The following is a 24,166-nucleotide window of genomic DNA, read 5'->3' as shown; positions in this document are numbered from 1 at the left end:
GAGCGAAATCACAGCGGAATGGTCAGACGGATCACAGTACCCCAGCCAGGGCCGGATTCAACCAGGCATTGGCCATGCATCTGCTTGGCGCGTGACTTCATGCTCGCCATGCCGTGGCCTCTGTCCAATCTTCCGTCCAGTTCGGACGGAATGCCCTGGCCGTTGTCCTGAATGGTCAGGATGAAGTCGCCCTCCTGCACGGCGCTGGAGATGGTGGCGTGGGTAGCGCCGCTGTGCTTGATGATGTTGGACACCGACTCGCGCAGGATACGCGTCGTCTGCACATAGGAGCGGGCCTGGAAGGTGTGCTCGATCTCCTCGGCCGGCGATTTCCATTCGGCCAGGATGTTGGCCTGACCCAGGCGCATCACCACCTCGGCGCGCCAGTCGCCCAAGGCGTCGATCAGATGGACAGGCTTGCCCGTCAGGCCGCGCACCGAAAGCCGCATCTCCTCCAGCGCCTCGCGCGCCAGCGTGGAGATGCGGTCGGACTCGCTGGTGTGCACGATGGTCAGCAGCTTGGCGCCCAGGTCGTCATGCAGGTCGGCGGCGATGCGCTTGCGCTCGCGCTCCGTGACTTGCTCGAGCTTCTGTTCGGCGAGCTGGGCGTGGCTGCGTTCGACTTCGGCGATGCGCTCGGACATGCGCTGCTCGATCGCCGCGATGCGCCTCTCGGCATCCATGCGGGCGTGGGCGACGCTGTTCACGAGTTGCAGACCCAGGCCCAGCATCATCACCGGCAGCATCAGGTTCAACCAGGGTGCGGCGGTCGACCACAGCGAGTCGCTCGTGACGAGCAGCAGCCTTTCGGCGAGCAGGGCCGCCATGGTGGGCAGCAGCAGGGCTGCCATCAGCACGAACTCGCGCGACTGGGCCTCGTCAGCACCCGCCTTCAGGCGCTCACGCCGCAGCCACAGCGCCCAGCCCATGGCGGCCACCAGTTCCAGGCTCAGCACAGCCTGCCAGATCGAACCGAGCAGGCCGACCGGGCCGCCCGTCAGCAGCAGGCTGGCCGGCACGACGAGGCACTGGATCAGCAGCGCATGGTCGATCCAGCTGCGCTTCCAGTTCATCTGCCGCAACAGGTATTGCACGCCGCACAGCACGAGCAGGGTCAACAACAGGGGCCTCAGGCCAACCGCGCTGGGCGCTGCCGCCGCGCGCAGCACGACCCAGCTCAGCATCATGCCGATGAGGAAGCTCGCCGGCCGCTCGCGGTGATGCAGGCTGGAGACGAGGCCGACGACGGTCGCCATCAGGGCCAGCATGGCGGCGATCCAGCCGCGCAACGTCGTGGTCCAGTCCGCCCCGGCGACTGCCTGGGCCTGGGCAACGGCCGGGCAGAGCAGGGTGGCGCAAAGCAGCAGGAAAAGGGGCAGGCGCCGAGCCCTGGAGGCCCTCGGCGCGATCGGTGACGTCATGGGGCGGCATTGTGCGTGAGCGCCTGCTGCCCGCAGGCCGGGAATGCACCAGCGGCCTGTCTGTTTGCATGCAGCCGGCGACAATCCGCGTTCACTCTTTTCAGCCCACCGTGATCCTGCGCTTCACCCTCGAACCCATAGACAACACGCGGCTGGCCCGTGTCTGCGGCAGCCTGGACGTGCATCTGCGCGAGATCGAGGCCGCCCTGGGCGTGAAGCTGGGCCGGCGCGACGCCGAGTTCCGCGTCGAGGGCCCCAAGGCCGCGGTCGAGCGTGTCAGGTCGCTGCTGGAGGCGCTTTACGAGCGCGCCCGCCGGCCGCTGCCGGCCGAAACGCTGCAACTCGCCCTCGTCGAGGCCAAGGCGCCGGCCGCCGCGGCCGCCGACAAGCCGGCTGGCGACGACGCGCTGGTGCTGCGCACCCGCCGCACCGACCTGTCGGCCCGCACGCCGCGCCAGCACCAGTATCTGCAGCAGATCCTGTCGCACGACATCACCTTCGGCCTGGGGCCGGCCGGCACGGGCAAGACCTTCCTGGCGGTGGCCTGCGCCGTGGACGCGCTGGAGCGTTCGACGGTGCAGCGCATCATCCTGACCCGCCCGGCCGTCGAGGCCGGCGAGCGCCTGGGCTTCCTGCCCGGCGACCTGACGCAGAAGGTCGACCCCTATCTGCGCCCGCTCTACGACGCGCTGTACGACCTGCTCGGTTTCGACCGCGTGACCAAGGCCTTCGAGAAGGGCCTGCTGGAAGTGGCGCCGCTGGCCTTCATGCGCGGTCGCACCTTGAACCACGCCTTCGTCATCCTCGACGAGGCGCAGAACACCACGCCCGAGCAGATGAAGATGTTCCTGACCCGCATCGGCTTCGGCAGCCGCTGCGTCGTCACCGGCGACACCAGCCAGATCGACCTGCCGCGCGGCGTGCAGTCCGGCCTCATCGATGCCGAGCATGTGCTGGCCAAGGTCAAGGGCATCGCCATGACGCGCTTCACCAGCGCCGACGTCGTGCGCCACCCGCTGGTGGCCCGCATCGTCGAGGCCTATGAGGCCAGGGCCAAACGCGAGGCGCGTGAAGCATGAAGCCCCTCGTCCAGCCGCACACCGCTGAACGCGGTGCGTCTGACCGGTCCCCCGGGGGGACGGCGATGCTCGCGGCATCGAGCCGCGAGCACATCGCCAGCGCGGGCCGGCTCGGGAGCGGCCCAGCGCTCGGCCCGCAAGACGTTGGTTTCATCCATCGCATCAGCCGCGAATGCGGAATGGAAAACTGAGATGCCCAAGCCGGAACTGAGCCTGTCGCTGCAATTTGCCGACCCCCGTCACCGCGCGCTGCTGCCGCGCCACAAGGTGATGCGCTTCATCCGCGCGGCGCTGGAACTGCCGGGCGAGATCGCCGTGCGCATCGTCGACGCCGAGGAGGGCCGCACGCTGAACCGCGACTTCCGCGGCAAGGACTACGCCACCAATGTGCTGACCTTCGACTATGCCCACGAGCCCGTCGTGGGCGCCGACCTCGTCATCTGCGCCGAGGTCGTGGAGAGTGAGGCGGCCGAGATGGGCATTGCGCTGCTCGACCACTACGCCCACATGCTGGTGCACGGCACCCTGCACGCCCAGGGCTATGACCACGAAGCCGACGACGAGGCCGAGGCCATGGAGGCCAGGGAGACGGAAATCCTGGCGGCGCTGGGCTTCGGGGATCCCTATAAACGTTAGTGCCCTCGCGTCCTAGGGGGCTGGAGCGGTGGACAGTCCCGGCATCCGACGAGTATGTTTGCGTCTCTGTCGCGATCCGCTCGGGAGACCCTCATGCTGAAGATGATCCGCCTCGCTGCCGCCGCAGCCAGCCTCTTTGCCGCGAGTGCCAGCCAAGCCGTCGTCATCTCCGGGGTGGACATCCCGCTGGGCCAGATCTTCGCGGTCACCCAGACCTACCAGAACGTGCCGCTGGGCGTGGGCGACACCTTGAGCGGCTACGGCAAGATCGACTCCATCAACTCGGCAGCCGTCGCCGGCCTGTGCACCGATTGCGAGCTCACCTACGTCTTCGGGGGCTACACGGTCGCGTCGATCAGCTCCAGCGAAGTGCGCTTCAGCGGCGGCTGGCTCAAGGTCTATGCGGGCTTCGGGGCCGACAACGACTTCACGACCCTGAATGCCGGCGGTTCGGCGGGCGACCTGGCCGAAGCGTCCAACGGCACCCTGTTCCTGTCCCTCAAGGGCCATGCTGTCGACGCCGCGGGCAATACCTTCGTCGCCACGGGCGTGGGCATTGGCACCACCACCCCGACAGGCTTCAGCACCGGCCTGCTGGATGTGGACACGGCCGCTGGCGGTGCGGCCAATGCCAACTTCAACTCCAACGGCGTGGCTGCCCTCTTCGGCGGCGGTCCGGCTGATGCCCAGCTCGGCTCGTCCTTTTCCGCCTTCGCGCCCCTGTATCCGGCCGAGTGTGCGGGCGGCGCGGCCTGCCTGCGCGGCAGCTCGAATGTCTTCGGGACCGTGACGGCCGTGCCCGAGCCCGAAACGGCGGCCCTGCTGCTCGGCGGTCTGGGCGTCATCCTGACGCTGGCGCGCCGCCGCCTGCGCTGAGCTCCGCCCCTAGCGGCTGCTGCTCAGATAGCGCTTGCGGCGGAAGATGAACCACAGGCCGAGCGCCAGCGCCAGGATAAGCAGCGAGGCCTCCCAGAAGCCGTTGGGGTTCTTGATCAGCGGCATCCACTCGAAGTTCATGCCGAAGATGCCGGTGATCAGGTTCAGCGGCAGGAAGATGGCCGTCAGCACCGTCAGCGTGCGCATGATGCCGTTGGTGCGGTGACCCAGCGCGCTGAAGTGCATCTGCACGGCCGACTCGGCGGAAGACTCCAGCCGGCGCACATGCGTCAGCACCCGCTCCACATGCTCCAGCACGTCGCGTGAACGCACCCGCAACAGCTCGCGCTCGCGCGTGACCTGCGGGTCGCCGTCGACCGGCCATTCATCCAGCGCGTCGATCCACTCCTGGATGGCGGCGCGCTGGTCCTCGCAGGTGTCTTCCAGGCGGTGCAGGGCGTCACGGCTTTCCAGCAGCAGCGGCCAGTCGTCGAACTCGCTGCTCTGGTCCAGCAGCACGCGCTGCAGTGTTCCCAGCTGGCGCGTCAGCAGGCGGCGCAATTCCAGATAGCTGTCCACCATGTGGTTGACCATGCGCAGCATCAGGTCAGCCGGGCTGGCGGGCAAGCGGGCGCTGCCGCGGGCCGGCGCCTTGTCGCGGCCCTCGATCAGCCGGTCCAGCTTCTGGGCGAAGAACTCGCGCACCTGGCAATCGGTCGGGTGCACGGTGACGAGCACACGGTCGAAGACGGCAAAGCCGACCGGGCTGGTGTCGATGGCGCGCAGCGCCCGCTGGGCCGAGGCCAGGGTGCCGTGCTCGTCGTCGACGAAGAGGTCCTGGCTGCCCGGCGCCGCAGCAAGGCGGCGGAACACCAGCATGTCGTACCAGGACGTGTAGTCGAAGTGCGAGGGCAGCTGGTTGTTGATGAGGTCGGACACATGCAGGTCGACGATATTGCCGCAGCCCCAGCGCACCAGCGCCTGCTGCGCCGCGGCTTCGCCCACTTCAAACTCACGGCGGCCATAGCCCAGCCACAGAAAGCCGCGCTCCGGCAGCGTCTCGGGCAGCGCCGGGAGCTCGCGGAAGCTGTCGGTCTCGATATGGAAGACCCGCACTGGCTCAAGCCCCCTTCAGCAGTCGCGCGGCGTCCAGCGCGAAATAGCTCAGCACGCCATCGGCGCCGGCGCGCTTGAAGGCCAGCAGCGACTCCATCATGACGGCGTCATGGTCCAGCCAGCCATTGGCGGCGGCGGCCTTGACCATGGCGTACTCGCCGCTGACCTGGTAGGCGAAGGTCGGCACGCGGAACTCGTCCTTCACGCGGCGCACGATGTCCAGGTAAGGCATGCCCGGCTTGACCATGACCATGTCGGCCCCCTCGGCCAAGTCCAGGGCCACTTCGCGCAGGGCTTCATCGCTGTTGCCGGGGTCCATCTGGTAAGTCTTCTTGTCTGCCTTGCCGAGGTTGGCAGCCGAGCCCACCGCGTCGCGGAAGGGGCCGTAGAAGCTGCTCGCGTATTTGGCGCTGTAAGCCATGATGCGCGTGTGAATATGGCCGCTCGATTCGAGCGCGGCTCGGATCGCGCCGATCCGGCCGTCCATCATGTCGCTGGGCGCGACGATGTCGACGCCGGCGTCGGCCTGCACGACGGCCTGCTTCGCCAGGATCTCGACCGTCGTGTCATTGAGGATGTAGCCACTCTCGTCGATGACGCCGTCCTGGCCGTGGCTGGTGAAGGGGTCCAGGGCCACGTCGGTCAGCACGCCGAGCTGCGGGAAGTGTTTTTTGAGCGCCCGCACCGCGCGCGGCACCAGGCCGTCGGGGTTCAGCGCCTCGGCGCCGTCGGGCGTCTTCAGCGCGGCATCGATGACGGGAAAGAGGGCAATGACCGGAATGCCCAGTTCGACGCACTGTTCGGCAGTGCGCAACAAATGATCGAGGCTCTGTCGCGACACGCCCGGCATGGACTTGACGGCGTCCAGGCGGTCTTCGCCCTCGTGGATGAAGACGGGGAGGATGAGGTCGTTCGCGCTTAACGAATGTTCACGCACCAGGGCGCGCGTGAAGGCGTCGCGACGCAGGCGGCGCGGGCGCGCCGCGGGGAAGGCGGGAGGGGAAAAAACGGAGCGGGCCAAGTCGAATCCTCAGGCTGCGGGGGGTGCGGCCCGGCGCGTGATGGTTGACACATCCAGACGTCATTTATTGCTGACGTCACCGCTCAAGCGCGCTAAACTGGTCCGCGAATGATAGCCGCAAGGTGGTCGTTCCCTGCTTTTCCTCCCTGAGCAGGAGCCTTAGCGTGATGACAGCGATAAGGCTTTCTCGGCCCCGGTCTTGAACCGGGGCTTTTTTTTAGCTTTGCCCAGGCGCCATGCGCCCTCACGACACCATCGCTACGCGATGTCGCCGTGGTGTCGTTGCACGACACGGGCACGCTACAACGACCTCTCGGTCGTTGACGTCTGCACGTCAAGTTGGCAACGAAGCTGGCTGCCCATAATGCGGCCATGCTCTGGGTCAAAGCCTTTCACATCGTCTTCGTCGCCGCCTGGTTTGCCGGCCTGTTCTATCTGCCGCGCATCTTCGTCAACCTGGCCATGGTGCCGGCCGACAGCCATGCCGAGCGGGAACGCCTGCTGCTGATGGCGCACAAGCTGCACCGCTTCAGCAGCATCCTGATGGGCGTGGCCCTGCTGCTCGGCATCTGGGTGCTGGTGGGCTGGGGCGCCAGCCGCTTCGCCGGCAGCTACTGGCTGCACGCCAAGATGCTGCTGGTCGTCGGCGTCATCGGCTATCACCACATGAACCGACGCCTGCTGCGCAGCTTCGAGGGCATGTCCAACAAGCGCAGCCATCGTTGGTTCCGCGTCTACAACGAGACCGCCGTGGTCCTCTTCGCCGTCATCGTCGTGCTGGTGACGGTCAAGCCGTTCTGAACGCGCGAACGGGCATCGCGATGCGTCGCCGCCAAAGCTCCGCCACCTGGCTGCTGCTGGCCCATATGGGGCTGGTGGTCTATGCCAGCCTCTACCCCTTCTGGCCCTGGCGCTGGCCGCCCGGCATGGGCCTGCCCTGGCTGTTCGGCCTGCCGTGGCCCCCGCGCTTCTGGGCCTTCGACGTCGAGGCCAACCTGATCGGCTACATCCCCCTGGGCCTGCTCGGCTTTGCGGCGGCGATACGTTCGGGCCGGGGCCTGCGCGGCGCCCTGCTGCTCGGGCTGCTGCCCGGGCCCGCCCTGTCTTTCCTGATGGAGACGCTGCAGTTCTTCGTGCCGGGCCGCGTGCCTTCGCTGTCGGACTGGGCTTTGAACTCCGCCGGCAGCACGCTGGGGGCGGCCCTGGGCTTGGTGCTCAGCGGCCTGGGCGGACTGGAGCGTTGGGAGGATGTGCGCGACCACTGGTTCGGCGCCAGCAGCGCGCCGGCCCTGGCCCTGCTCGCGCTGTGGCCACTGGCCCTGCTGTATCCGACGCCGCTGCCCTTCGGCCTCGGCCAGTGGCTGCCCTGGTGGCGAGAGATGCTGCTCGACGCGCTGGCCGGCACGCCCTGGGCGCTGAACTGGGGCGATGCCGTCACCATCGAGCACGAGTTGCCGCCGGGCCTGGAGGCGCTGGCCATCGCCCTGGGCCTGCTCGCGCCGGTGCTGCTGATGATCACCGTCGCCCGCCCCGGCCTGCGCCGCCTGGCCCTGGCCGGCGGTGCGGTGCTGCTGGGCCTGCTGGGCACGGCGACGTCCACCGCCATGGCCTTCGGGCCCGATCACGCCTGGGCCTGGCTCAGCGAGGCGACACGGCCCGGCGTGGGCCTGGGTGTCATGCTGGCCCTGCTGGCCTGCCTGCTGCCTTCGCGCGTCGCGGCCGCCCTGGGTCTGTTCGCGCTGTGCGCCCTCATCGGCCTCATCAGCCTGGCGCCGAGCGACCCCTATCTGGCCCTGAACCTGCAGGCCTGGGAGCAGGGGCGCTTCATCAATCTCTACGGCCTGACGCGCTGGGTCGCCTGGACGTGGCCTTTCGTTGCACTCCTGTGGCTCACGGCCCGCCTGGTCCAAAAACCCCAGTGAGACAATCTCCGGCGATGAGTTACTACGAGCGCCACGTCTTCTTCTGCCTGAACCAGCGCACCAATGGCGAGGCCAGCTGTGGCGACCATGACGCGCAAGGCGGCTTCGACCACTGCAAGTCCCGCGTCAAGCAGCTCGGCCTGGCCGGCAAGGGCGGTGTGCGCGTCAACAAGGCAGGTTGCCTGGACCGCTGCGCTGGCGGGCCGGTCGCCGTCGTCTACCCGGACGCCGTCTGGTATTCCTGGGTCGACAAGAGCGACATCGACGAGATCGTCGAGAGCCATCTGCGCGACGGCCGGGTCGTCGAGCGACTGGTGCTGCCGGATTCCGTCGGCCGATGAATTCCCAGACCGAAAAGCGCCTCGTCCCCGGCCCGGTCGGCCAGATCGAGGTGGCCATCGACCTGCCACCCGACGGCGTTGCGCCGCTCGGCACGGCCCTGATCTGCCATCCCAACCCGACCCAGGGCGGGACCATGGACAACAAGGTCGTGCAGACGCTGGCCCGCGCCTTCATCCAGCTCGGCTGGCGGGCGGTGCGCTTCAACTTCCGCGGCATCGGCAAGTCTGAAGGTGGCTGGGACGAAGGCCGCGGCGAGGTCGATGATGCGTTGGCCGTGCTCGACGCCGTGCTGCCCTCGGGCGAGGCGCTGATCCTGTCGGGCTTCTCCTTTGGTGGCTATGTCGCCTCGCGCGCTGCCCAGCGCCTCAGCACACCGGCCCGGCGCCTCGTCCTCGTCGGCCCCGCGACGAGCCGCTTCGACACCGCCGCCGTGCCGGCCGACACGGTGGTCATCCACGGCGAGGTCGACGACGTTGTGCCGCTTACCGCGGTGCTCGATTGGGCACGGCCGCAGAACCTGCCCGTCACCGTCGTCCCCGGTGTCGGCCATTTCTTCCATGGGCAGCTGCCGCTGCTCAAGTCCCTTGTGGTGCGCGCGTTCGATCCCACGAAGATCTAGTCGCTGCGTCTGAACAGATCCATGAAAAGACTGCTTGCTGCTTTCCTCGCCACGCTCGCCCTGACCGCCCAGGCCCAGGCCCCCCAGCCGCCCGAACTCGCGGCGCGCAACTATGTGCTGATGGACCTGACGACGCACAAGACCCTGGCCGAGCGCGATGCCGACACGTCCCAGGACCCGGCCTCGCTGACCAAGCTGATGACGGCCTATGTCGTCTTCGGTGCCTTGAAGGAAAAGAAGCTGACGCTGGAGCAGACCCTGCCGGTGTCCAAGCGCGCCTGGGACGAGCGCAAGGGCGACCCCTCGCTGATGTTCATCGACACGACGATGACGCCCAAGGTCGACGAGCTGCTGCGCGGCCTCGTCATCCAGAGTGGCAACGACGCCGCCGTGGCGCTGGCTGAGGGCGCGGCCGGTTCGGTCGAGAACTTCGTACAGCTGATGAACCGTCAGGTCCAGGCCTGGGGCCTGAAGAACACCGAGTTCAAGAACGTGACCGGCGTGACCGAGCCCGGCCATCGCAGCAGCGCGCGTGATATCGCCGTGATCGCCGCCCACATCATCACGGACTACCCCGAGTACTACGCCTACTACTCGCAGCGCGACTACACCTACAACAAGATCCGCCAGGACAACCGCAACCTGCTGCTGCGCCGCGACCCGACGGTGGACGGCATGAAGACCGGCTACACCGAGGCGGCGGGCTATTGCCTGGTGTCCAGCGCCAACCGCGACTTCCCCAACGGCAAGCGCCGCCTGCTGAGCGTCGTCATGGGTACGTCGTCCAAGGAAGCCCGCGCCAGCGAGAGCCAGAAGCTGCTGAACTGGGGCTACACGGCCTTCGATGCGGTCAAGATCTTCGATGCCGGCAAGGCGATCGCCACCGTGCCGGTCTGGAAGGGCGAGGCCAAGGAGGCCAGGCTCGGCGCCGCCGACGCCATCTTCGTCGCCGTGCCGCACGGCGATGCCGCCAAGTTGCAGACGCAGGTCGAGCGCACCGAACCGCTGGTCGCGCCGCTCAACAAGGGCCAGCGCGTCGGCACCCTGCGCGTGACGACGACAGCAGGCGCGCCGGTGGCCGAAGTGCCACTGATCGTGCAGGAAGCCGTGCCCGGCGCCGGCCTGTTCGGCCGCGCCTGGGATTCGTTGCGTCTTTGGATCAAATGAACGAGCCCCTCGCCCAGTCGCGCAGCGCTGAACGCGCGCGCACCTGGTCGGTCTTGCAGACCGCGCTGCGGCATTGCCGCAGCTCTTCGGCAGGCACAAGACGCCCACTGGGCGTCTTGAGTCCGGCCTCAGCCCCCTGGGGGACGGCGATGCTTGCGGCGTCGAGCCGCAAGCACATCGCCCAAGCGGGCCGGCTCGGGAGCGGCCCAGCGCTCGGCCCGGAATGCCTTGGAATAACTGAAGAGACGTTGCCATGAATCTGCCACCCGACATTCCGCCCGAGCAGTCGCTGATCGAGTACCCCTCGCAGTTCCCGATCAAGGTCATGGGCGCCCATGTCGAGGGCTTCGTCGAAGCCATCGCCCACGTCGCCCGCCAGTTCGATCCGGCCTTCGATGCGGCCACCATCGAGCAGCGCCCGAGCAAGGGCGGCAACTACCTGGGCCTGACGATCACCATCACGGCCACCAGCCGCGAGCAACTCGACGAGATCTACCGCACCCTGACCACGCATCCCATGGTCAAGGTCGTGCTCTGATCAACTGGCCGCCTCGGCGTCCCGCATCGCCTTGAGCTTGGCCTTGGCCGCGTCGTCGCCGTTCCTGGCCGCCACGTCGTACCAGTAGCGCGCCAGCCTGTCGTCGGCCTCGACGCCCGACCCCGTCTCGAACATCGACGCGACGATGTATTGCGCGCCGACGTCGCCGGCCTTGGCGGCTTCCAGATACCAGCGGTGCGCCTGCGCCATGTCCTGGGCGCGGCCGCGGCCCAGGAAGTAGCAGGTGGCGGTGGCCAGTGCGCCGTCGCCGCTGCCATGTTCAGCCGCCTGCTCGAACCAGCCGCAGGCCGCCTTCGGGTCGGGCCGGCCGCGGCGGCCCTGCTCGATCATCTCGCCCAGGGCGTTCTCGGCCGGCGCCAGCTTCTGGGCCGCCGCGCGCTGCAGCAGCTGCCAGGCCTTGGCATCGCTGGCGCCCGGCAGCTCCTTGCGCAGATTCATCATCGCGAGGTTGAACTGGCCCAGCGCCTCGCCGCGCCGGGCGGATGCGGCAAAGCCCTTGGCGGCGGCCTTCATGTCGCCCTCGTCGTAGGCGGTCAGCGCGTCGGACAGGGTGGCGGCCTGGGTCAGCGAGGCGGCGAGCAGCAGGGCGGCGATCAGTGGCATCTTCATCGGGTCGAGTCGTCCAGGCAAAGCGAAGGCTTACAGCGGCTGCCTATGATGCCCGCATGATCGTCAAGACCCTCGGGCGGGTCGATTACCTGCCCACGCTGGAGGCCATGCGCGCCTTCACGGCAGCGCGAGATGCCGACACGCCGGACGAGCTCTGGCTGTGTGAGCACCCGCCCACTTTCACGCAAGGCCTCGCTGGCAAGCCTGAGCACCTGCTGCTGCCGGGCGACATCCCCGTCGTCGCCACCGAGCGCGGCGGCCAGGTGACCTATCACGGCCCTGGCCAGATCACCGCCTACCCGCTGATCGACCTGCGGCGCCAGGGCATCTTCGTCAAGGAATACGTCTTCCGCCTGGAGACGGCGATCATCCAGACGCTGGACGGCTATGGCGTGACCGGCCTGCGCGTCGGCGGTGCGCCCGGCATCTATGTGCGCCCCGGCGACCCCGGCAGCCATGCCGCGCTGGCCGGTCCGGCCGACCCTGAGAATGCGTTCCGGGGCCTGGCCAAGGTGGCCGCGCTGGGCATCAAGGTCAGCCGCCATTGCACCTATCACGGCCTCGCGTTGAACGTGGCGATGGACCTGGAACCCTTCCTGCGCATCAACCCGTGCGGATACGAAGGGCTGGAAACCACGTCTCTCGATAAACTCGGGGTTTTCACCGACTGGCCGACCGCGGCCGGCCGGCTTGCCGAGCGACTCTCGGCCCAATTCGAAGTCCCGACGTCCTGACCATGTCCGACACCACCACTTACGACCCGACGATCAAGCAAAAGGCCGAGGCCAAGACCTCCCGCATCCCGATCAAGATCGTGCCGGCCGAGGTGCTGAAGAAGCCGGACTGGATCCGCGTCAAGGCCGGTTCGCCGACGACCCGCTTCTACGAGATCAAGCAGATCCTGCGCGAGCACAAGCTGCACACGGTCTGCGAAGAGGCTTCCTGCCCCAACATCGGCGAATGCTTCGGCAAGGGCACGGCCACCTTCATGATCATGGGTGACAAGTGCACCCGCCGCTGCCCCTTCTGCGACGTCGGCCACGGCCGGCCCGACCCGCTGGATGTCGACGAGCCGCTGAACCTGGCCAAGACGATTGCCGCGCTCAAGCTCAAGTACGTCGTCATCACCAGCGTCGACCGCGACGACCTGAAGGACGGCGGTGCGGGCCATTTCGCCGAGTGCATCACCAAGGTCCGCGAGCTCAGCCCCGCGACGCAGATCGAAGTGCTGGTGCCGGACTTCCGCGGCCGCGCCGACCGCGCGCTCAACATCCTGAAGGCCGCGCCGCCGGACGTGATGAACCACAACCTGGAAACCGCGCCGCGCCTGTACAAGGAAGCGCGCCCGGGCTCCGACTACGAGTTCAGCCTCAACCTGCTGAAGCGCTTCAAGGAAGAAGTGCCGGGCGTGCCGACCAAGAGCGGCATCATGGTCGGCCTGGGCGAGACCGACGACGAGATCCGCCAGGTGATGCGCGACATGCGGGCGCACAACATCGACATGATCACCATCGGCCAGTACTTGGCTCCGTCGGGCCACCACCTGCCGGTGCGCCGCTATGTGACGCCGGACAGCTTCAAGCAGTTCGAGAAGGAAGCCTACGAGCTCGGCTTCACGCACGCCGCCGTCGGCGCCATGGTGCGTTCGAGCTACCACGCCGACGAGCAGGCCCACGCGGCGCTCAATCCGACGGTCAGCTCCAGCGCTGCCTGATCAGGACCGCCTGGGCCGGGGCTGCGGCGCCATCGGCGGCGGCTCAGGCGTGTCGTTCAGGCGCAGGAACTTGAAGCCGGACAGTTGCGGCTTGTTTTGCCCGGCCTGGCGCGCGTCGCGCTCGGCCATGCGAGCGATGAAGCCTTGCAGCGTCTCCTCGCGCACCTGGGGTTCGGCCGAGTGCAGCAAGTGGCGTGAACCGTCCGCTCCGGTGACGATGAGGCCGACATGCGAGGCCCAGGATTCGCCGCCACGGCTGGAGATGATGTTGACGAAGTCGCCGTCCTGCAGCTGCGCTTCGATGGCCGCGACGTCCTGCTTGGCGACATAGACGTCGTCGAAGTCCTGGACCGGGATGTCGCGCCGGATCTTGAACTGCTTGAGCAGGAAGGCCTGGCGGTTGATGCGCTGGCGATAGGCCTGGGTCGGCGCACCCAGCGTGGCGGTGACGTCGGTCACCAGCCAGCGGTTGGCGATATTCCAGTCCGCCTCGGTGTAGTGGTTGCGCGTGGCCGTGCCGATGACGCCGTCGCGGTAGCGGATGCGCTGCAGCATCCAGAAGAACTCCTCCCACGACGCGCTCAGCGCCATCGCATAGGTGTGCTCGGCGAACACGACGCAGTCGCTCTTGCTCAGGTCGAACAGCGGCTGGGCGTCGTAGGTCTCGTAGGGGAACTCGCCCAGCAGGAAGAGCTCGTAGGGCTGGCCGATGTTCTTGCGCGCCAGCGCCGCGATGCGTTGGCGCAGGTTCGGTTGGTCCAGTTGCTGCCAGGCCAGGAAGCGGCCAACCTCGGCCGGCTGCATCTTGTACAGGGGCTTGTTGAGCAGGCCAGCCAGCTCGGTGGCGCTCAGCCCGGCCTTGCTCGCGCTCGCCAGCTGGGCGGCGGTGGGCTCGATACGGGGCGGTTCAGGAGGCAGCGGCGGTTGATGGGCGCAGGCCGCGAGCAGCAGCGAGAGGGCGAGGGCGCCAAGCGTCTTTTGCATCGGCGCAGTGTCAGCCCAGTAGTGCCTCCGTGGGCATGAGAGCTTGTGGGGCGGCCATAACGTCAGGATGCACCGGCCTGCGCGCGCAGGGCCTCGATGAGCACCCGCGTCTTGCGTGGCGGCTGGCGCGCGGCCGGGTAGAGGGCGTGGACGCCGCCTTCTGGCAGCTGCCAGCCCGGCAGCAGGCGCACGAGGCGGCCGGCGGTGAGGTCGTCGGCAACCAGATAGTCCGGCAGCATCGTGAAGCCGCCGCCCGCCAAGGCGGCGCTGCGCAGCGCCGATGCGGTGTTGAAGGAAAGCCGGGCCTGCAAGTGCGGCTGCTGGTCGGCCTGGCCTGCGGCGCTGAAGCGCCACAGCAGCGGCTGCGCCAGTACCGACAGTGCCAAAAAGGGCAGGGCGGCGAGATCGGTCGGCTCGGCAGGCGGGCTGCGGTCTTCCAGTAGGGAGGGGCTGGCGACGACCTGCTGGCTGAAGCTGCCGATGCGGCTGGCGCGCAGCTCCGAGTCGGCGAGCTGGCCGATGCGGATGGCCACGTCGATCTGCTCGGCGACGAGATCCAGCGGCCGGTCGACGGCGAGTACGTCGATCTGCAATTGCGGGTGTCGGTGCGACAGCGCGACGGTGATCGGCGCCAGCACGCGCTCAGCGTAGTCGACCGGCGCCGTCACGCGCAGCCGGCCGCGCGGCTCGACGGTGTCGCCCGCGGCGGCGGCAATCGCCGCTTCGGCATCGGCCACGATCTGGCGCGCTGCGTCGAAGAAGCCTTCGCCCGCCTCGGTCAGGCGCAGGGACCGCGTCGTGCGCAGCAGCAGGCTGGCGCCGACCTCGCGCTCCAGGCGCTGCATGTGGGCGCTGACCATGGTGGTGGCGATGCCGAGCCGACGGGCAGCGGCGCTCAGTGAGCCGGCCTCGACGACGGCGACGAAGACGGCCAGGCGGTTGAGGTTGACGTCGGCGAGGGAGTTGATGGCAATCTTCCACTCAAAGTGCAAGGTGCTTGCAGGATAGCGCGGCTACCGGGGAGTCCGCGCGGGTCGCACACTGGGAGCATTCCCTGAGGAGATCGTCATGAACCGCCCCATCTTCCATCGCAGCATCCAAGTCAATGGCCTGAACCTGTTTTACCGCGAGGCCGGCCCGGCGGACGCGCCGACACTGTTGCTGCTGCACGGTTTCCCGTCGTCGTCGCGTCAGTATGTGAAGCTGATGGAGGCGCTGGCCGACCGCTACCACCTCGTCGCGCCGGACTATCCGGGCTTTGGCCTCAGCGATGCGCCGCCGGCTGCCGAATTCGGCTACAGCTTCGACCGCCTGGCGGACGTCGTCGAGGGCTTCTGCGAGGCGCTGGGCCTGGACCGCTTCGTCGCTTATCTGTTTGACTTCGGCGCGCCCATCGGCCTGCGACTGGCCGAGCGCCACCCCGAATGGATCACCGGCCTGGTGATCCAGAACGGCAATGCCTACGAGGAGGGACTGAGCGCGATGGCCCGCGACATGGTGGCGCTGCAACCCGGCCGGCCGGGGGCTTCAGAAGCCGTCATGGGCATCTTGACCGCCGACGTCACGCGCATGCAGTACGAGGGCGGCACCCGTGAGCCGGCGCGTATCGCCCCCGAAGGCTGGCTGCTGGATCAATATTTTCTGGACTTGCCGGGCCGCAAGGCCATCCAGGTCGACCTGGCGCTGGACTACCACCGCAATGTGGAGCGCTACCCGGCGTGGCAGGCCTGGCTGCGTGAGCATCAGCCGCCTGCGCTGGTCGTCTGGGGGCGTAACGACGCCTTTTTCCCTGCGGCGGGCGCCGAGGCCTATCTGCGTGACCTGCCCGAGGCCGAACTGCATCTGCTCGACACGGGGCACTTCGCGCTGGAAGAGGAGGTGGAATTCATCGCGGCGCGCATGGCCGCCTTCGTCGACGGGCTTTAAGCCTCGGCCAGCAGCTGCTCGATGAGCCCATGCAGCGCGGCGAAGTCGGGTTCGCCGACAAAGCGCTTGACGATCTCGCCGCGCTTGTTGATGAGGAAGGTCGTCGGCGTCATCTGCACCGAGCCGAAGGCCTGGGCGACGCTGCCGGTGTTGTCGATGGCGACGCCAAAGGGCAGCTTGCGCGTCTCGGCGTACTTGGCGACGAAGGCCGGCGGGTCGTAGCTCATGGCCACGGCCACGGTGTCCAGGCCGCGGGCCTTGAACTTGTCGTGGGTGGCGACGATCTGCGGCATTTCCTTCACGCAGGTCGCGCAGCTGGTAGCCCAGAAGTTCACCAGCATGACCTTGCCTTTCCAGTCCCGCGAGCTGGCCTTCTGGCCATCCAGCAGCACATAGTCGACGGCAGGCGCCTGTTCGCGGGCACAGCCCGCCAGCGCGGCAGCGCAAATCAGGGCGGAGGCAAGGGCGCGGCGGGACAACATGAGCGGATTCTAGAGAAGCCGCTAAACCCTCTTGGCCAGCTCGAACATCAGCAGCGACGGCAGGGCGTCGGGCAGGTGGCGGCGCGAGATGCGGGCCACGCCGTCGCCGGTGGCCGTGGACAGCTGGGTGCGGTGCTCGCCGTCGAACATCTCGACGAAGGCAAAGTCCGGCGCGTCGCGCATGATGCCGGCGATGAGCTGCAGCAGGGGCTCGCTCATCTGCGCCGCGTCGAACAGCATGGCGTGGGGCAGGCCTTCGCGGCAGAACTGCTCGGCCTCGGCCACGCTGCCGACCACGTCCACCAGCATGCCCATATGTCGCACGGCGGCCTGGGCCTCGGTGCGCATGTCGCGGTGGGCCGACACGATCAGCAGCTGGCAGCCCGCCAGCGGCCGCGAATTGCCGCCCATGCGCTCGGCCTCGGCTTCGAGGCGGGCATGGGTGCTGTCGGGCGGCGGCGCTTCCTCGGGCGCCAACTGATTGAACTCCAGCGTCAGCAGCGTGATGCCAGCCTCCTGCTCGCGCAGCGGCAGCACGCCCAGCGTGATGGCCGTCTGCTCCAGCAGGCGCCAGGCCAGGGAATCCAGCCCCGGCGTGGGGGCATGCGGGTCGGCATCGTCGCTGAGCAATTCCAGCGAGCGGTGGGCGAAGCGGCAGCTCAGCCGCGCCTTGACCGGCCAGGGCGTCAGATCCAGTCGCAGGTCGACGGAGGAGTGCGTATTGGCCAGCGCCCAGTCCATCAGCGCATTCAGCAGGCCGAAGAGCAGCGCGCCGTCGGCCCAGATCTCGACGGGCTTGAGTGATTGGCGCACCTGCACCCCGCGGGCCTGCGTCTCGCGGCTGCGCTGGGCGAGCACGCTGCGCAGCATCTGGGTGAGGTGCTGGCGCTCGCGATTCAGGCGCAGGCGGCCGGAGGCGAGGCGGGACAGCTGTTGGCCGAGCATGCCGGCCGTGCGGGCGTCGTCCACGCTGCGCTTCAACAGGCGCAGGCCGCGGCGGTCGATCTGGCCGGTGGTGGCGAGGTTCTGGATCTGCTCCAGCGCCGCGCTCAGCGGTCCGGCGATCTCGGCACCGAGTTGCTGGACGATGTCCGCCCACTGGACCGGTGAAGGCTCAGGCATGACATCGTTGGCGGCACTCGCTGGCGCTGAAGAAGGTGGCGTGGACATGACCCGGTGGCTGCGGACCCGAGGCGGATGGTTCTAGGTGGTTGGCCCACCTCGGTGCGTGAGCGCATGCTGAGGACAGGAGAGCGCTACCTCCATCCCCCACGCAGGGGGAAACCCTTGGTTCAGGGGTGGGTTAGCCCTCACGCAATGACACCGCTGTTACGCCAGTTTGTGATTTCTTCCACAGTACAGCCCGCTTCTCGCAACAACTCGTCGCTGTGCTGGCCCAACAGCGGCGGTGCATGGCGGTAGCTGATCGGCGTCGCCGACAGCTTCATCGGGCTGGCGATGAGCCTCAGATCGGGCGTCAGGGGGTGGGGCATGGGAACCACGGCACCCCGAGCTTGCGCCTGCGGGTCGGCCAGCGCCTCACCAATAGAGTTGATCGAGCCGCAGGGCACCTTGGCGGCCTCCAGCGCGGCCAGCCAGTCGTTGCGGGGGCGCTGGCGGACGGCGTCTTCCAACTGGGGCACGAGGATGGCGCGGTTGCGCACGCGTTCCGAGTTGGTCGCGAAGCGCGGGTCGGTGGCCCAGTCCGGCCGGCCGGCGATGTCGCAGAACTTGGCGAACTGGCGGTCATTGCCGACAGCCAGGATCAGGTGACCGTCGCTGGCCTCGAAGACCTGGTAGGGCACGATGTTCTGGTGGGCATTGCCCATGCGGCCGGGCGCCTGGCCGCTGCAGAGGTAGTTGCTGCCCAGGTTGGCCAGCATGGCGAGCTGGGTGTCCAGCAGGGCCATGTCGATGAGCTGGCCCTGACCGGTGGCGTCGCGGTGGCGCAGTGCGGCCAGGATGGCGACGGTGGCATACATGCCGGTGAAGAGATCGGACACGGCCACGCCCACCTTCTGCGGGCCGCCGCCGGGCAGGTCGTCCCGCTCGCCGGTCACGCTCATCAGCCCGCCCATGCCCTGCACGGCATAGTCATAGCCGGCGCGCTCGGCGTAGGGGCCCGTCTGGCCGAAGCCGGTGATGGAGCAGATGACGAGACCGGGGTGCTCGGCCAGCAGGCTTTGCGCGTCCAGGCCATAGCGGGCCAGGTCGCCGACCTTGAAGTTTTCGACGAGCACGTCGACCTGCGCCGCCAGCTTTCGCACGATGACCTGGCCCTCGGGGGTGGCCAGGTCGACGGCCAGCGAGCGCTTGTTCCGGTTGGCGCCCAGGAAATAGGCGGCCTCAGAAGTGTCCCGGCCGTCGGCGTCCTTCAGATAGGGCGGGCCCCAGGCGCGGGTGTCGTCACCGCTGCCGGGGCGTTCGATCTTGATGACGTCGGCGCCGAGGTCGGCCAGCGTCTGCGTGCACCAGGGGCCGGCCAGCACGCGGGACAGATCCAGCACGCGCACGCCTGCCAGGGCTTGGGGAGAAGGCATTTCTTGCATTGCGGAATTGTCCTCGGGCCGCTGTCGATAATTCGCCCATGCCTTGCCGCCCGACCGCCGGATTTGCCCTAATGCTGAGCTTGCTCGCGGCTTGCCAGCCGGCGCTGAACTGGCGCGAAGCCAGGCCGGCCGGCTCCGGCGCCGTGGCGCTCTTCCCCTGCAAGCCCGACGTCGACCAGCGCCACGCCAGGGCCGGCCAGGGCGCGATGGGCCTGGCTCAATGCGAAGCCGGCGGTGGGCGCTTCGCGCTGTCCTGGGCCGACGCACCCGACCCGACCCAGGCCGGCCCGGCTCTGAAGGCCATGCCCCAGGCCCTGGCCGGCAAGCTCGGCCAGCCGCTGCCGCCGGGCCAGGCGCTGCAGGTGCCGGGCATGACGCCGATGCCGGAGGCTGTGGAGTACCGCCTGGCGGGTGCGGCTGGCGTCACGCGCGTGGCGGTGTTCGCCCATGGCGGCCGCGTCTATCAGGCGCTGATGACGCTGCCGCAGGACGATGCGGGCGCATGGGAAAGCTTTCGCGCCGGCTTGGCCATCGAGACCGCCCGCTAACATCCCGCCCCATGCCCAACTTGCTTGTGATCGCCCACGCACCGCTGGCCTCCGCGCTGCGGCAGGTGGCCGAGCACACCTTTCCCGACTGCGCGCCCACACTGGCCGTGCTGGACGTCGATGCCGGCATGTGCGCGGATGACGTCGAGACGGCTGCCCGCGCGTTGATGGCCGAGGCCGGCCAGCCCGAGTGGCTGGTGCTGACCGACGTGTTCGGCGCCACGCCCAGCAACGGCGCCCAGCGTTTGGCGGGAGAGCAGGTGCAGGTGCTGAGCGGTGTCAGCGTGCCCATGCTTTGGCGCACTCTCTGTTATGCCAGCCAGAAGCCTTTGACCGAGCTGGCACGGCGCGCCATGCAGGGCGCGGTCAGCGGCATCGTCGCCATGCCTCCCTTGCCCCCCGACGAATGATCAAGTCCACCCTCACCATCAGCAACAAGCTGGGTCTCCACGCACGCGCTTCGGCCAAGCTGACCAAAATGGCCGGCAGCTTCAAGTGCGAGGTTTATATGAGCCGCAACGGGCGCCGCGTGAATGCCAAGAGCATCATGGGCGTCATGATGCTGGCCGCCGGTATCGGCGCCACGGTCGAACTGGAGACCGATGGCGAGGACGAGCAGGCGGCCCAGGACCAGATCACCGCCCTCGTCAACGACAAGTTCGGCGAAGGTCAGTGATCAACCGAGGATGCGTTTGAAGCGTGCGGGCAGGTCGGCCGTGCGCAGCAGCAGCGGCAGGTCGGCGGTGTTGAAGTCGGGGTCCCAGGCAGGTTCGCCCATCAGCTTGGCGCCGCAGCGCAGATAGCCTCGGATCAGGGCCGGCGGCTCGACGACGAGGTCCTGGCGCAGATGCTGGATGGGCAGGGGCAGGCGCGGGCGCACCTGGCAGTCGATGGGCGCGAGGTGGTCGGCGGCGATCTGCTTCCACAGGCTGGCTGCGAAGTGGCCGCCGTCGCGCATGCTGACGCTGGCGCAGCCGATGACGGTGTCCAGGCCATTGCGGGCCATGAATTCGGCCAGCGCGCCCCAGAGGGCAATGATGGCGCCGCCGCCGCGGTGGTCGGCATGCACGCAGGAGCGGCCGATCTCCGCCACGCGGGAGCGCAGGCCGCGCAGCCGGGTCAGGTCGAACTCGGTGTCGCTGTAGAAGCCGCCGGCGCGTTTGGCGGCCGCCGGGGTCAACACGCGGTAGGTGCCCACGACGGGGCCCGGCTCGCCGTCTTCACCCTCCGCGCGCACCAGCACATGCTCGCAATGGGCATCGAAGAGATCGATGTCCAGACCCACCGGCGCGCCCTTCGGGCTGGGCAGGCGGGCACCCATCTCGACAGCGAAGACCTGGTAGCGCAGCGCCTGGGCTTCGCGCACTTCGGCTTCGCTCTGGGCCCAGCTCACGCTGAGGCGGGTGGAGGGCGCGCGCTGCGGGCGTTGCAGGGCAGGGGCATGCGGCAGCGCATGGGTGACGATCAGACTGCGGTTCATGCCCGGCATGCTGGGCCGGCGGTTTGACGCTGCGGTGAAGCCCCTATGAAAAAACCATGACGTTGGAGCGCCCCGGCTGCGGCTACATTGGGGATTGATCTGCGGAGGATGCTGATGAGTTTTCAGGTGTTCGGCATTGCGGTCTCACGCGGCGTGGCGATCGGTCGAGCGGTGCTGATCGCTTCCAGCCGTGTCGACGTGGCCCACTATTTCGTGGCGCCCGACGAAGTCCAGTCGGAGATCGCGCGTCTGCTGCGTGCGCGTGACGCCGTGGTGCTGGAGCTCGAGACGTTGCGCGACGAGCTGCCGGCCGACGCGCCTCACGAACTCGCTGCGCTGCTGGACGTGCACCTGATGCTGCTGCACGACGAGGCCCTGACCGGCAGCGCCAGCCAATGGATTGTCGAGCGCCACTACAACGCCGAGTGGGCGCTGTCCGCCCAGCTCGAGGTGCTGGCGCGCCAGTTCGACGAGATGGAGGACGACTATCTGCGCGAGCGCAAAGCCGACCTGGAACAGGTCGTGGAGCGCGTACTGCGTGCGCTGGCCCACGAGCAGGGCGACACGCCGACACCGGTGACGCCGCGCGACTTCGGCGGGGAGGACCCCTTGCTGCTGGTAGCGGCCGACATCGCGCCGGCCGACATGATCCAGTTCAAGCGCAGCGTCTTCCGCGGCTTCATCACCGACATCGGCGGCAAGACTTCGCACACCGCCATCGTCGCGCGCAGCATGGACATCCCGGCGGTGGTCGGCACCCGTGAAGCGTCGCGCCTCATCATGCAGGACGACTGGGTCATCATCGATGGCGACGCCGGTACCGTCATCGTCAACCCCTCGCCCATCGTGCTGGAGGAGTACCGCTTCCGCCAGCGCCAGAGCGAACTGGAGCGGGCCCGTCTTGGCCGCCTGCGCCACACGCCCGCCGTCACGATGGACGGCGAGCACATCGAACTGCACGCCAATATCGAAATGCCTGCAGATGCCGAGTCGGCCGTCGAATCCGGCGCGACCGGCGTCGGACTGTTCCGCAGCGAATTCCTGTTCATGAACCGGGAAGGTGAGCTGCCGAGCGAGGACGAGCAGTTCGCCGCCTACAAAGCGGCGGTGCTGGCAATGAAAGGCATGCCGGTCACGATTCGCACCGTCGACGTGGGCGCCGACAAGCCTCTGGACCGGCTGACGGTCAACGAACTGCGCCACGAACATGTGCTCAACCCGGCCATGGGCCTGCGTGCCATCCGCTGGAGCCTGGCGGAGCCCAGCATGTTCCGCCAGCAGCTGCGCGCCATCTATAGAGCGAGCGCCTTCGGCAAGGTCAAGCTGCTGATCCCCATGGTGGCCCATTTGTCGGAAGTTCGGCAGATCGTGGAGACGGTGCGCAAGGTGCAACAGCAGCTCACCGATGCCGGCCACGCCTACACCCGCGTCGAGCTCGGCGTCATGATCGAGATCCCGGCGGCCGCCGTCATGCTGCCGCTGCTGTTGCGGCACGTGGATTTCGTGTCCATCGGCACCAACGACCTGATCCAGTACACGCTGGCCATCGACCGCGCCGACGAGGCGGTGGCCCACCTCTACGACCCCTGGCACCCCGCGGTGCTGCAACTGATCAGCCAGTCCATTGCGCAGGCGCGCGCGGCGGGCAAGGGTGTCAGCGTCTGCGGTGAGATGGCGGGGGACCCCGTTTTCACCGAACTCCTGCTGGCCATGGGTCTGCGCAGCTTCTCCATGCATCCCTCGCAGATCCCTGCCGTCAAGCAGCGCATCCTGCGCGCCGACGCGCAGCGTCTGGCCGCAGCCTTGCCGAACATCCTCGAAAGCGAGGATCCGCAGGCTGCCGCCGAAAGGGAGTTGATTGGCACGCGAGGAGCGACGGCAGTGCATTGACCGTGCATGAGTAGGGCGGGCGTTGGTGGATGCACTGCTCTGCGGCGATGCCGGAGTCTTGGGTGGCGATGAAGCCGGTGCGCTCGCGATATCTATAAGTAGATGCAGGGGCGAAACGTCGCCGCAGGTGGGCATCAAGATATCAACTTGGGGCGAGTTCTTGCGAAGCCCGAAAAACCTGTGCTACAGTCGTGGGCTTCGCTGATTACAACGCAGCGCTTGTCGGGAACGGCAGCAGCGGTGGAGTGGTTGGAGAAGGGCTGGATCTGGGCTTCGGTTTGGATCTGGTGGCGAGCTTGAGAGAGTTGCCGAGTGCTTCGAAAATAATTTTCAAAAGTACTTGACGACACTGCGAAAGCAGATCAAAATCTCGCCTCTTTGCTGCTGACGAAGCGCTTCGGAAACGAACAAATCGGCGGTAGTAAGGAAAGCAAGTTGCCGAGTATTGAGAAAAGAAATTTTCAAAAATACTTGACGACGAAGCAAAAAGCAGATTAGAATCTCGCTTCTTTGCTGCTGACAACYAAACGACGTCAGCGCCGCGATTGAAACGAAAGTTTGATTGCGATGTTCTTTAAGAATTCACAGCCGATAAGCGTGGGCGTTTGAAGTGAAGTGATGTTGCAAGGTGACTTGCAACGGTCCTTCGGACTTTAAACGCTCACGGAAATTAGATTTGAATCATGCAAATGGTTTAAGTCGATTCCGTTGAGTAAATTCAAGATCGAACTGTAGAGTTTGATCCTGGCTCAGATTGAACGCTGGCGGCATGCCTTACACATGCAAGTCGAACGGTAACAGGTTAAGCTGACGAGTGGCGAACGGGTGAGTAATATATCGGAACGTGCCCAGTCGTGGGGGATAACTGCTCGAAAGAGCAGCTAATACCGCATACGACCTGAGGGTGAAAGCGGGGGATCGCAAGACCTCGCGCGATTGGAGCGGCCGATATCAGATTAGGTAGTTGGTGGGGTAAAAGCCCACCAAGCCAACGATCTGTAGCTGGTCTGAGAGGACGACCAGCCACACTGGGACTGAGACACGGCCCAGACTCCTACGGGAGGCAGCAGTGGGGAATTTTGGACAATGGGCGCAAGCCTGATCCAGCCATGCCGCGTGCGGGAAGAAGGCCTTCGGGTTGTAAACCGCTTTTGTCAGGGAAGAAAAGGGCGTTTCTAATAAAGATGCCTCATGACGGTACCTGAAGAATAAGCACCGGCTAACTA

The 24,166-nt window shown here is 67.4% G+C and carries 27 protein-coding genes and 1 rRNA gene; 18 read left to right on the top strand and 10 right to left on the bottom strand.

All coding sequences use genetic code 11. The features are described 5' to 3' along the window. Window positions 1-8: 8 nt before the first annotated feature. Complete coding sequence (locus AC1D2H_RS16775) at window positions 9-1,421, bottom strand: sensor histidine kinase (protein WP_478011754.1); 1,413 nt, start codon at window positions 1,419-1,421, stop codon at window positions 9-11. Window positions 1,422-1,531: 110 nt separating this feature from the next. On the opposite strand from AC1D2H_RS16775, the gene AC1D2H_RS16770 reads away from it, so the two are divergent. The 4 genes from AC1D2H_RS16770 (at window position 1,532) to AC1D2H_RS16755 (ending at window position 4,012) form a co-directional block, all read left to right on the top strand. After that, window positions 1,532-2,500, top strand: coding sequence for a PhoH family protein (locus AC1D2H_RS16770; RefSeq protein WP_478011753.1), 969 nt, complete (start codon window positions 1,532-1,534; stop codon window positions 2,498-2,500). Next, window positions 2,497-2,691: a hypothetical protein gene (locus tag AC1D2H_RS16765; RefSeq protein WP_477937155.1), complete on the top strand. Its 195-nt coding sequence runs from the start codon at window positions 2,497-2,499 to the stop codon at window positions 2,689-2,691. Before AC1D2H_RS16770 ends, AC1D2H_RS16765 begins: the two co-directional genes overlap by 4 nt. Before the next feature lies 1 nt (window position 2,692). Continuing rightward, window positions 2,693-3,136, top strand: a complete 444-nt coding sequence (gene ybeY / locus AC1D2H_RS16760) for an rRNA maturation RNase YbeY (RefSeq protein WP_477937153.1) — start codon at window positions 2,693-2,695, stop codon at window positions 3,134-3,136. Between the two features lie 93 nt (window positions 3,137-3,229). Further along, window positions 3,230-4,012, top strand: coding sequence for a PEP-CTERM sorting domain-containing protein (locus tag AC1D2H_RS16755; protein WP_477937151.1), 783 nt, complete (start codon window positions 3,230-3,232; stop codon window positions 4,010-4,012). Window positions 4,013-4,021: 9 nt separating this feature from the next. On the opposite strand, the gene AC1D2H_RS16750 is transcribed toward AC1D2H_RS16755, so the two are convergent. Together AC1D2H_RS16750 and hemB are read right to left on the bottom strand one after the other, a co-directional pair. Next, complete coding sequence (locus AC1D2H_RS16750) at window positions 4,022-5,128, bottom strand: magnesium transporter CorA family protein (protein ID WP_477937149.1); 1,107 nt, start codon at window positions 5,126-5,128, stop codon at window positions 4,022-4,024. A gap of 4 nt (window positions 5,129-5,132) precedes the next feature. Continuing rightward, window positions 5,133-6,149: a porphobilinogen synthase gene (hemB, locus tag AC1D2H_RS16745; protein WP_478011752.1), complete on the bottom strand. Its 1,017-nt coding sequence runs from the start codon at window positions 6,147-6,149 to the stop codon at window positions 5,133-5,135. A gap of 372 nt (window positions 6,150-6,521) precedes the next feature. Here hemB and AC1D2H_RS16740 point away from each other — a divergent pair, with 372 nt between their 5' ends. From AC1D2H_RS16740 to AC1D2H_RS16715, 6 genes are all read left to right on the top strand, one after another. After that, the gene (locus tag AC1D2H_RS16740) at window positions 6,522-6,950 is read left to right on the top strand and encodes a CopD family protein (protein ID WP_478011751.1); all 429 of its coding nucleotides are present in this window, start codon (window positions 6,522-6,524) and stop codon (window positions 6,948-6,950) included. Window positions 6,951-6,970: 20 nt separating this feature from the next. After that, window positions 6,971-8,071 (top strand): VanZ family protein, encoded by a 1,101-nt coding sequence (locus AC1D2H_RS16735; protein WP_477937143.1) that lies wholly within the window; start codon window positions 6,971-6,973, stop codon window positions 8,069-8,071. Between the two features lie 14 nt (window positions 8,072-8,085). After that, a complete protein-coding gene (locus AC1D2H_RS16730; RefSeq protein ID WP_478011750.1) occupies window positions 8,086-8,412 on the top strand; it encodes a (2Fe-2S) ferredoxin domain-containing protein in 327 nt (108 codons plus the stop codon). After that, window positions 8,409-9,032 carry an alpha/beta hydrolase gene (locus AC1D2H_RS16725; RefSeq protein ID WP_477937139.1) on the top strand — a complete coding sequence of 208 codons (624 nt, stop codon included), beginning with the start codon at window positions 8,409-8,411 and terminating at the stop codon, window positions 9,030-9,032. The genes AC1D2H_RS16730 and AC1D2H_RS16725 overlap by 4 nt, the downstream gene beginning before the upstream one ends. Before the next feature lie 21 nt (window positions 9,033-9,053). After that, on the top strand, window positions 9,054-10,199 hold the full coding sequence (locus tag AC1D2H_RS16720; RefSeq protein WP_478011749.1) for a D-alanyl-D-alanine carboxypeptidase family protein: 1,146 nt from the start codon (window positions 9,054-9,056) through the stop codon (window positions 10,197-10,199). A 253-nt stretch (window positions 10,200-10,452) separates the two neighbouring features. Next, on the top strand, window positions 10,453-10,737 hold the full coding sequence (locus AC1D2H_RS16715) for a DUF493 family protein (protein ID WP_056194323.1): 285 nt from the start codon (window positions 10,453-10,455) through the stop codon (window positions 10,735-10,737). Here the strand turns inward: AC1D2H_RS16715 and AC1D2H_RS16710 are convergent, their stop codons facing one another. Beyond that, window positions 10,738-11,367: a tetratricopeptide repeat protein gene (locus AC1D2H_RS16710; protein ID WP_478011748.1), complete on the bottom strand. Its 630-nt coding sequence runs from the start codon at window positions 11,365-11,367 to the stop codon at window positions 10,738-10,740. It abuts the gene before it with no gap. 56 nt (window positions 11,368-11,423) lie between these two features. On the opposite strand from AC1D2H_RS16710, the gene lipB reads away from it, so the two are divergent. Both lipB and lipA read left to right on the top strand, forming a co-directional pair. Beyond that, window positions 11,424-12,101, top strand: a complete 678-nt coding sequence (gene lipB / locus AC1D2H_RS16705) for a lipoyl(octanoyl) transferase LipB (RefSeq protein WP_477937133.1) — start codon at window positions 11,424-11,426, stop codon at window positions 12,099-12,101. Window positions 12,102-12,103: 2 nt separating this feature from the next. Beyond that, entirely contained in the window at window positions 12,104-13,081 is a 978-nt protein-coding gene (lipA, locus tag AC1D2H_RS16700) for a lipoyl synthase (protein WP_477937131.1), read from the top strand. Here the strand turns inward: lipA and AC1D2H_RS16695 are convergent, their stop codons facing one another. Both AC1D2H_RS16695 and AC1D2H_RS16690 read right to left on the bottom strand, forming a co-directional pair. Continuing rightward, window positions 13,082-14,065 (bottom strand): N-acetylmuramoyl-L-alanine amidase-like domain-containing protein, encoded by a 984-nt coding sequence (locus AC1D2H_RS16695; protein WP_478011747.1) that lies wholly within the window; start codon window positions 14,063-14,065, stop codon window positions 13,082-13,084. Between the two features lie 62 nt (window positions 14,066-14,127). Beyond that, on the bottom strand, window positions 14,128-15,033 hold the full coding sequence (locus AC1D2H_RS16690) for a LysR family transcriptional regulator (RefSeq protein ID WP_478011864.1): 906 nt from the start codon (window positions 15,031-15,033) through the stop codon (window positions 14,128-14,130). 100 nt (window positions 15,034-15,133) lie between these two features. Between AC1D2H_RS16690 and AC1D2H_RS16685 the strand changes: the two genes are divergently transcribed. Next, a complete protein-coding gene (locus tag AC1D2H_RS16685; RefSeq protein ID WP_478011746.1) occupies window positions 15,134-15,991 on the top strand; it encodes an alpha/beta fold hydrolase in 858 nt (285 codons plus the stop codon). Here the strand turns inward: AC1D2H_RS16685 and AC1D2H_RS16680 are convergent. From AC1D2H_RS16680 to AC1D2H_RS16670, 3 genes are all read right to left on the bottom strand, one after another. Then, window positions 15,988-16,473 carry a TlpA family protein disulfide reductase gene (locus AC1D2H_RS16680; protein ID WP_477937125.1) on the bottom strand — a complete coding sequence of 162 codons (486 nt, stop codon included), beginning with the start codon at window positions 16,471-16,473 and terminating at the stop codon, window positions 15,988-15,990. The two genes, AC1D2H_RS16685 and AC1D2H_RS16680, sit on opposite strands and share 4 nt — an antisense overlap. 21 nt (window positions 16,474-16,494) lie before the next feature. Further along, window positions 16,495-17,595: an ATP-binding protein gene (locus tag AC1D2H_RS16675; RefSeq protein ID WP_478011745.1), complete on the bottom strand. Its 1,101-nt coding sequence runs from the start codon at window positions 17,593-17,595 to the stop codon at window positions 16,495-16,497. Window positions 17,596-17,783: 188 nt separating this feature from the next. After that, the gene (locus AC1D2H_RS16670; protein WP_478011744.1) at window positions 17,784-19,013 is read right to left on the bottom strand and encodes a CaiB/BaiF CoA transferase family protein; all 1,230 of its coding nucleotides are present in this window, start codon (window positions 19,011-19,013) and stop codon (window positions 17,784-17,786) included. Between the two features lie 80 nt (window positions 19,014-19,093). Between AC1D2H_RS16670 and AC1D2H_RS16665 the strand changes: the two genes are divergently transcribed. The 3 genes from AC1D2H_RS16665 to AC1D2H_RS16655 are packed head-to-tail and all read left to right on the top strand — an operon-like array spanning window position 19,094 to window position 20,246. Then, on the top strand, window positions 19,094-19,570 hold the full coding sequence (locus AC1D2H_RS16665) for a hypothetical protein (protein WP_478011743.1): 477 nt from the start codon (window positions 19,094-19,096) through the stop codon (window positions 19,568-19,570). An 11-nt stretch (window positions 19,571-19,581) separates the two neighbouring features. Further along, window positions 19,582-19,980, top strand: coding sequence for a PTS sugar transporter subunit IIA (locus tag AC1D2H_RS16660; RefSeq protein WP_478011742.1), 399 nt, complete (start codon window positions 19,582-19,584; stop codon window positions 19,978-19,980). Further along, window positions 19,977-20,246: an HPr family phosphocarrier protein gene (locus tag AC1D2H_RS16655; RefSeq protein WP_477937115.1), complete on the top strand. Its 270-nt coding sequence runs from the start codon at window positions 19,977-19,979 to the stop codon at window positions 20,244-20,246. Before AC1D2H_RS16660 ends, AC1D2H_RS16655 begins: the two co-directional genes overlap by 4 nt. Here AC1D2H_RS16655 and AC1D2H_RS16650 read toward each other — a convergent pair whose 3' ends face one another. Continuing rightward, complete coding sequence (locus tag AC1D2H_RS16650; protein WP_478011741.1) at window positions 20,247-21,050, bottom strand: GNAT family N-acetyltransferase; 804 nt, start codon at window positions 21,048-21,050, stop codon at window positions 20,247-20,249. It abuts the gene before it with no gap. A 114-nt stretch (window positions 21,051-21,164) separates the two neighbouring features. Between AC1D2H_RS16650 and ptsP the strand changes: the two genes are divergently transcribed. Then, entirely contained in the window at window positions 21,165-22,940 is a 1,776-nt protein-coding gene (ptsP, locus tag AC1D2H_RS16645; RefSeq protein ID WP_478011740.1) for a phosphoenolpyruvate--protein phosphotransferase, read from the top strand. 726 nt (window positions 22,941-23,666) lie between these two features. Next, a 16S ribosomal RNA gene (locus tag AC1D2H_RS16640) occupies window positions 23,667-24,166 on the top strand; the annotation flags it as partial.

It is taken from the genome of Roseateles sp. P1_C1_2 (genome assembly GCF_056406535.1).
Note: the sequence above shows the minus strand (reverse complement) of the source record. Positions and strands in the feature narration are given on the sequence as shown.

Coding starts and splice junctions, on each gene's coding strand:
- AC1D2H_RS16775 (WP_478011754.1), bottom strand. CDS start 1,421: ATGACGTCACCGATCGCGCCGAGGGCCTCCAGGGCTCGGCGCCTGCCC.
- AC1D2H_RS16655 (WP_477937115.1), top strand. CDS start 19,977: ATGATCAAGTCCACCCTCACCATCAGCAACAAGCTGGGTCTCCACGCA.
- AC1D2H_RS16680 (WP_477937125.1), bottom strand. CDS start 16,473: ATGTTGTCCCGCCGCGCCCTTGCCTCCGCCCTGATTTGCGCTGCCGCG.
- AC1D2H_RS16710 (WP_478011748.1), bottom strand. CDS start 11,367: ATGAAGATGCCACTGATCGCCGCCCTGCTGCTCGCCGCCTCGCTGACC.
- lipB (WP_477937133.1), top strand. CDS start 11,424: ATGATCGTCAAGACCCTCGGGCGGGTCGATTACCTGCCCACGCTGGAG.
- AC1D2H_RS16725 (WP_477937139.1), top strand. CDS start 8,409: ATGAATTCCCAGACCGAAAAGCGCCTCGTCCCCGGCCCGGTCGGCCAG.
- AC1D2H_RS16660 (WP_478011742.1), top strand. CDS start 19,582: ATGCCCAACTTGCTTGTGATCGCCCACGCACCGCTGGCCTCCGCGCTG.
- ptsP (WP_478011740.1), top strand. CDS start 21,165: ATGAGTTTTCAGGTGTTCGGCATTGCGGTCTCACGCGGCGTGGCGATC.
- lipA (WP_477937131.1), top strand. CDS start 12,104: ATGTCCGACACCACCACTTACGACCCGACGATCAAGCAAAAGGCCGAG.
- AC1D2H_RS16675 (WP_478011745.1), bottom strand. CDS start 17,595: ATGCCTGAGCCTTCACCGGTCCAGTGGGCGGACATCGTCCAGCAACTC.
- AC1D2H_RS16715 (WP_056194323.1), top strand. CDS start 10,453: ATGAATCTGCCACCCGACATTCCGCCCGAGCAGTCGCTGATCGAGTAC.
- AC1D2H_RS16765 (WP_477937155.1), top strand. CDS start 2,497: ATGAAGCCCCTCGTCCAGCCGCACACCGCTGAACGCGGTGCGTCTGAC.
- AC1D2H_RS16720 (WP_478011749.1), top strand. CDS start 9,054: ATGAAAAGACTGCTTGCTGCTTTCCTCGCCACGCTCGCCCTGACCGCC.
- AC1D2H_RS16755 (WP_477937151.1), top strand. CDS start 3,230: ATGCTGAAGATGATCCGCCTCGCTGCCGCCGCAGCCAGCCTCTTTGCC.
- AC1D2H_RS16670 (WP_478011744.1), bottom strand. CDS start 19,013: ATGCCTTCTCCCCAAGCCCTGGCAGGCGTGCGCGTGCTGGATCTGTCC.
- AC1D2H_RS16665 (WP_478011743.1), top strand. CDS start 19,094: ATGCTGAGCTTGCTCGCGGCTTGCCAGCCGGCGCTGAACTGGCGCGAA.
- AC1D2H_RS16740 (WP_478011751.1), top strand. CDS start 6,522: ATGCTCTGGGTCAAAGCCTTTCACATCGTCTTCGTCGCCGCCTGGTTT.
- AC1D2H_RS16685 (WP_478011746.1), top strand. CDS start 15,134: ATGAACCGCCCCATCTTCCATCGCAGCATCCAAGTCAATGGCCTGAAC.
- AC1D2H_RS16730 (WP_478011750.1), top strand. CDS start 8,086: ATGAGTTACTACGAGCGCCACGTCTTCTTCTGCCTGAACCAGCGCACC.
- AC1D2H_RS16735 (WP_477937143.1), top strand. CDS start 6,971: ATGCGTCGCCGCCAAAGCTCCGCCACCTGGCTGCTGCTGGCCCATATG.
- AC1D2H_RS16650 (WP_478011741.1), bottom strand. CDS start 21,050: ATGAACCGCAGTCTGATCGTCACCCATGCGCTGCCGCATGCCCCTGCC.
- ybeY (WP_477937153.1), top strand. CDS start 2,693: ATGCCCAAGCCGGAACTGAGCCTGTCGCTGCAATTTGCCGACCCCCGT.
- AC1D2H_RS16695 (WP_478011747.1), bottom strand. CDS start 14,065: ATGCAAAAGACGCTTGGCGCCCTCGCCCTCTCGCTGCTGCTCGCGGCC.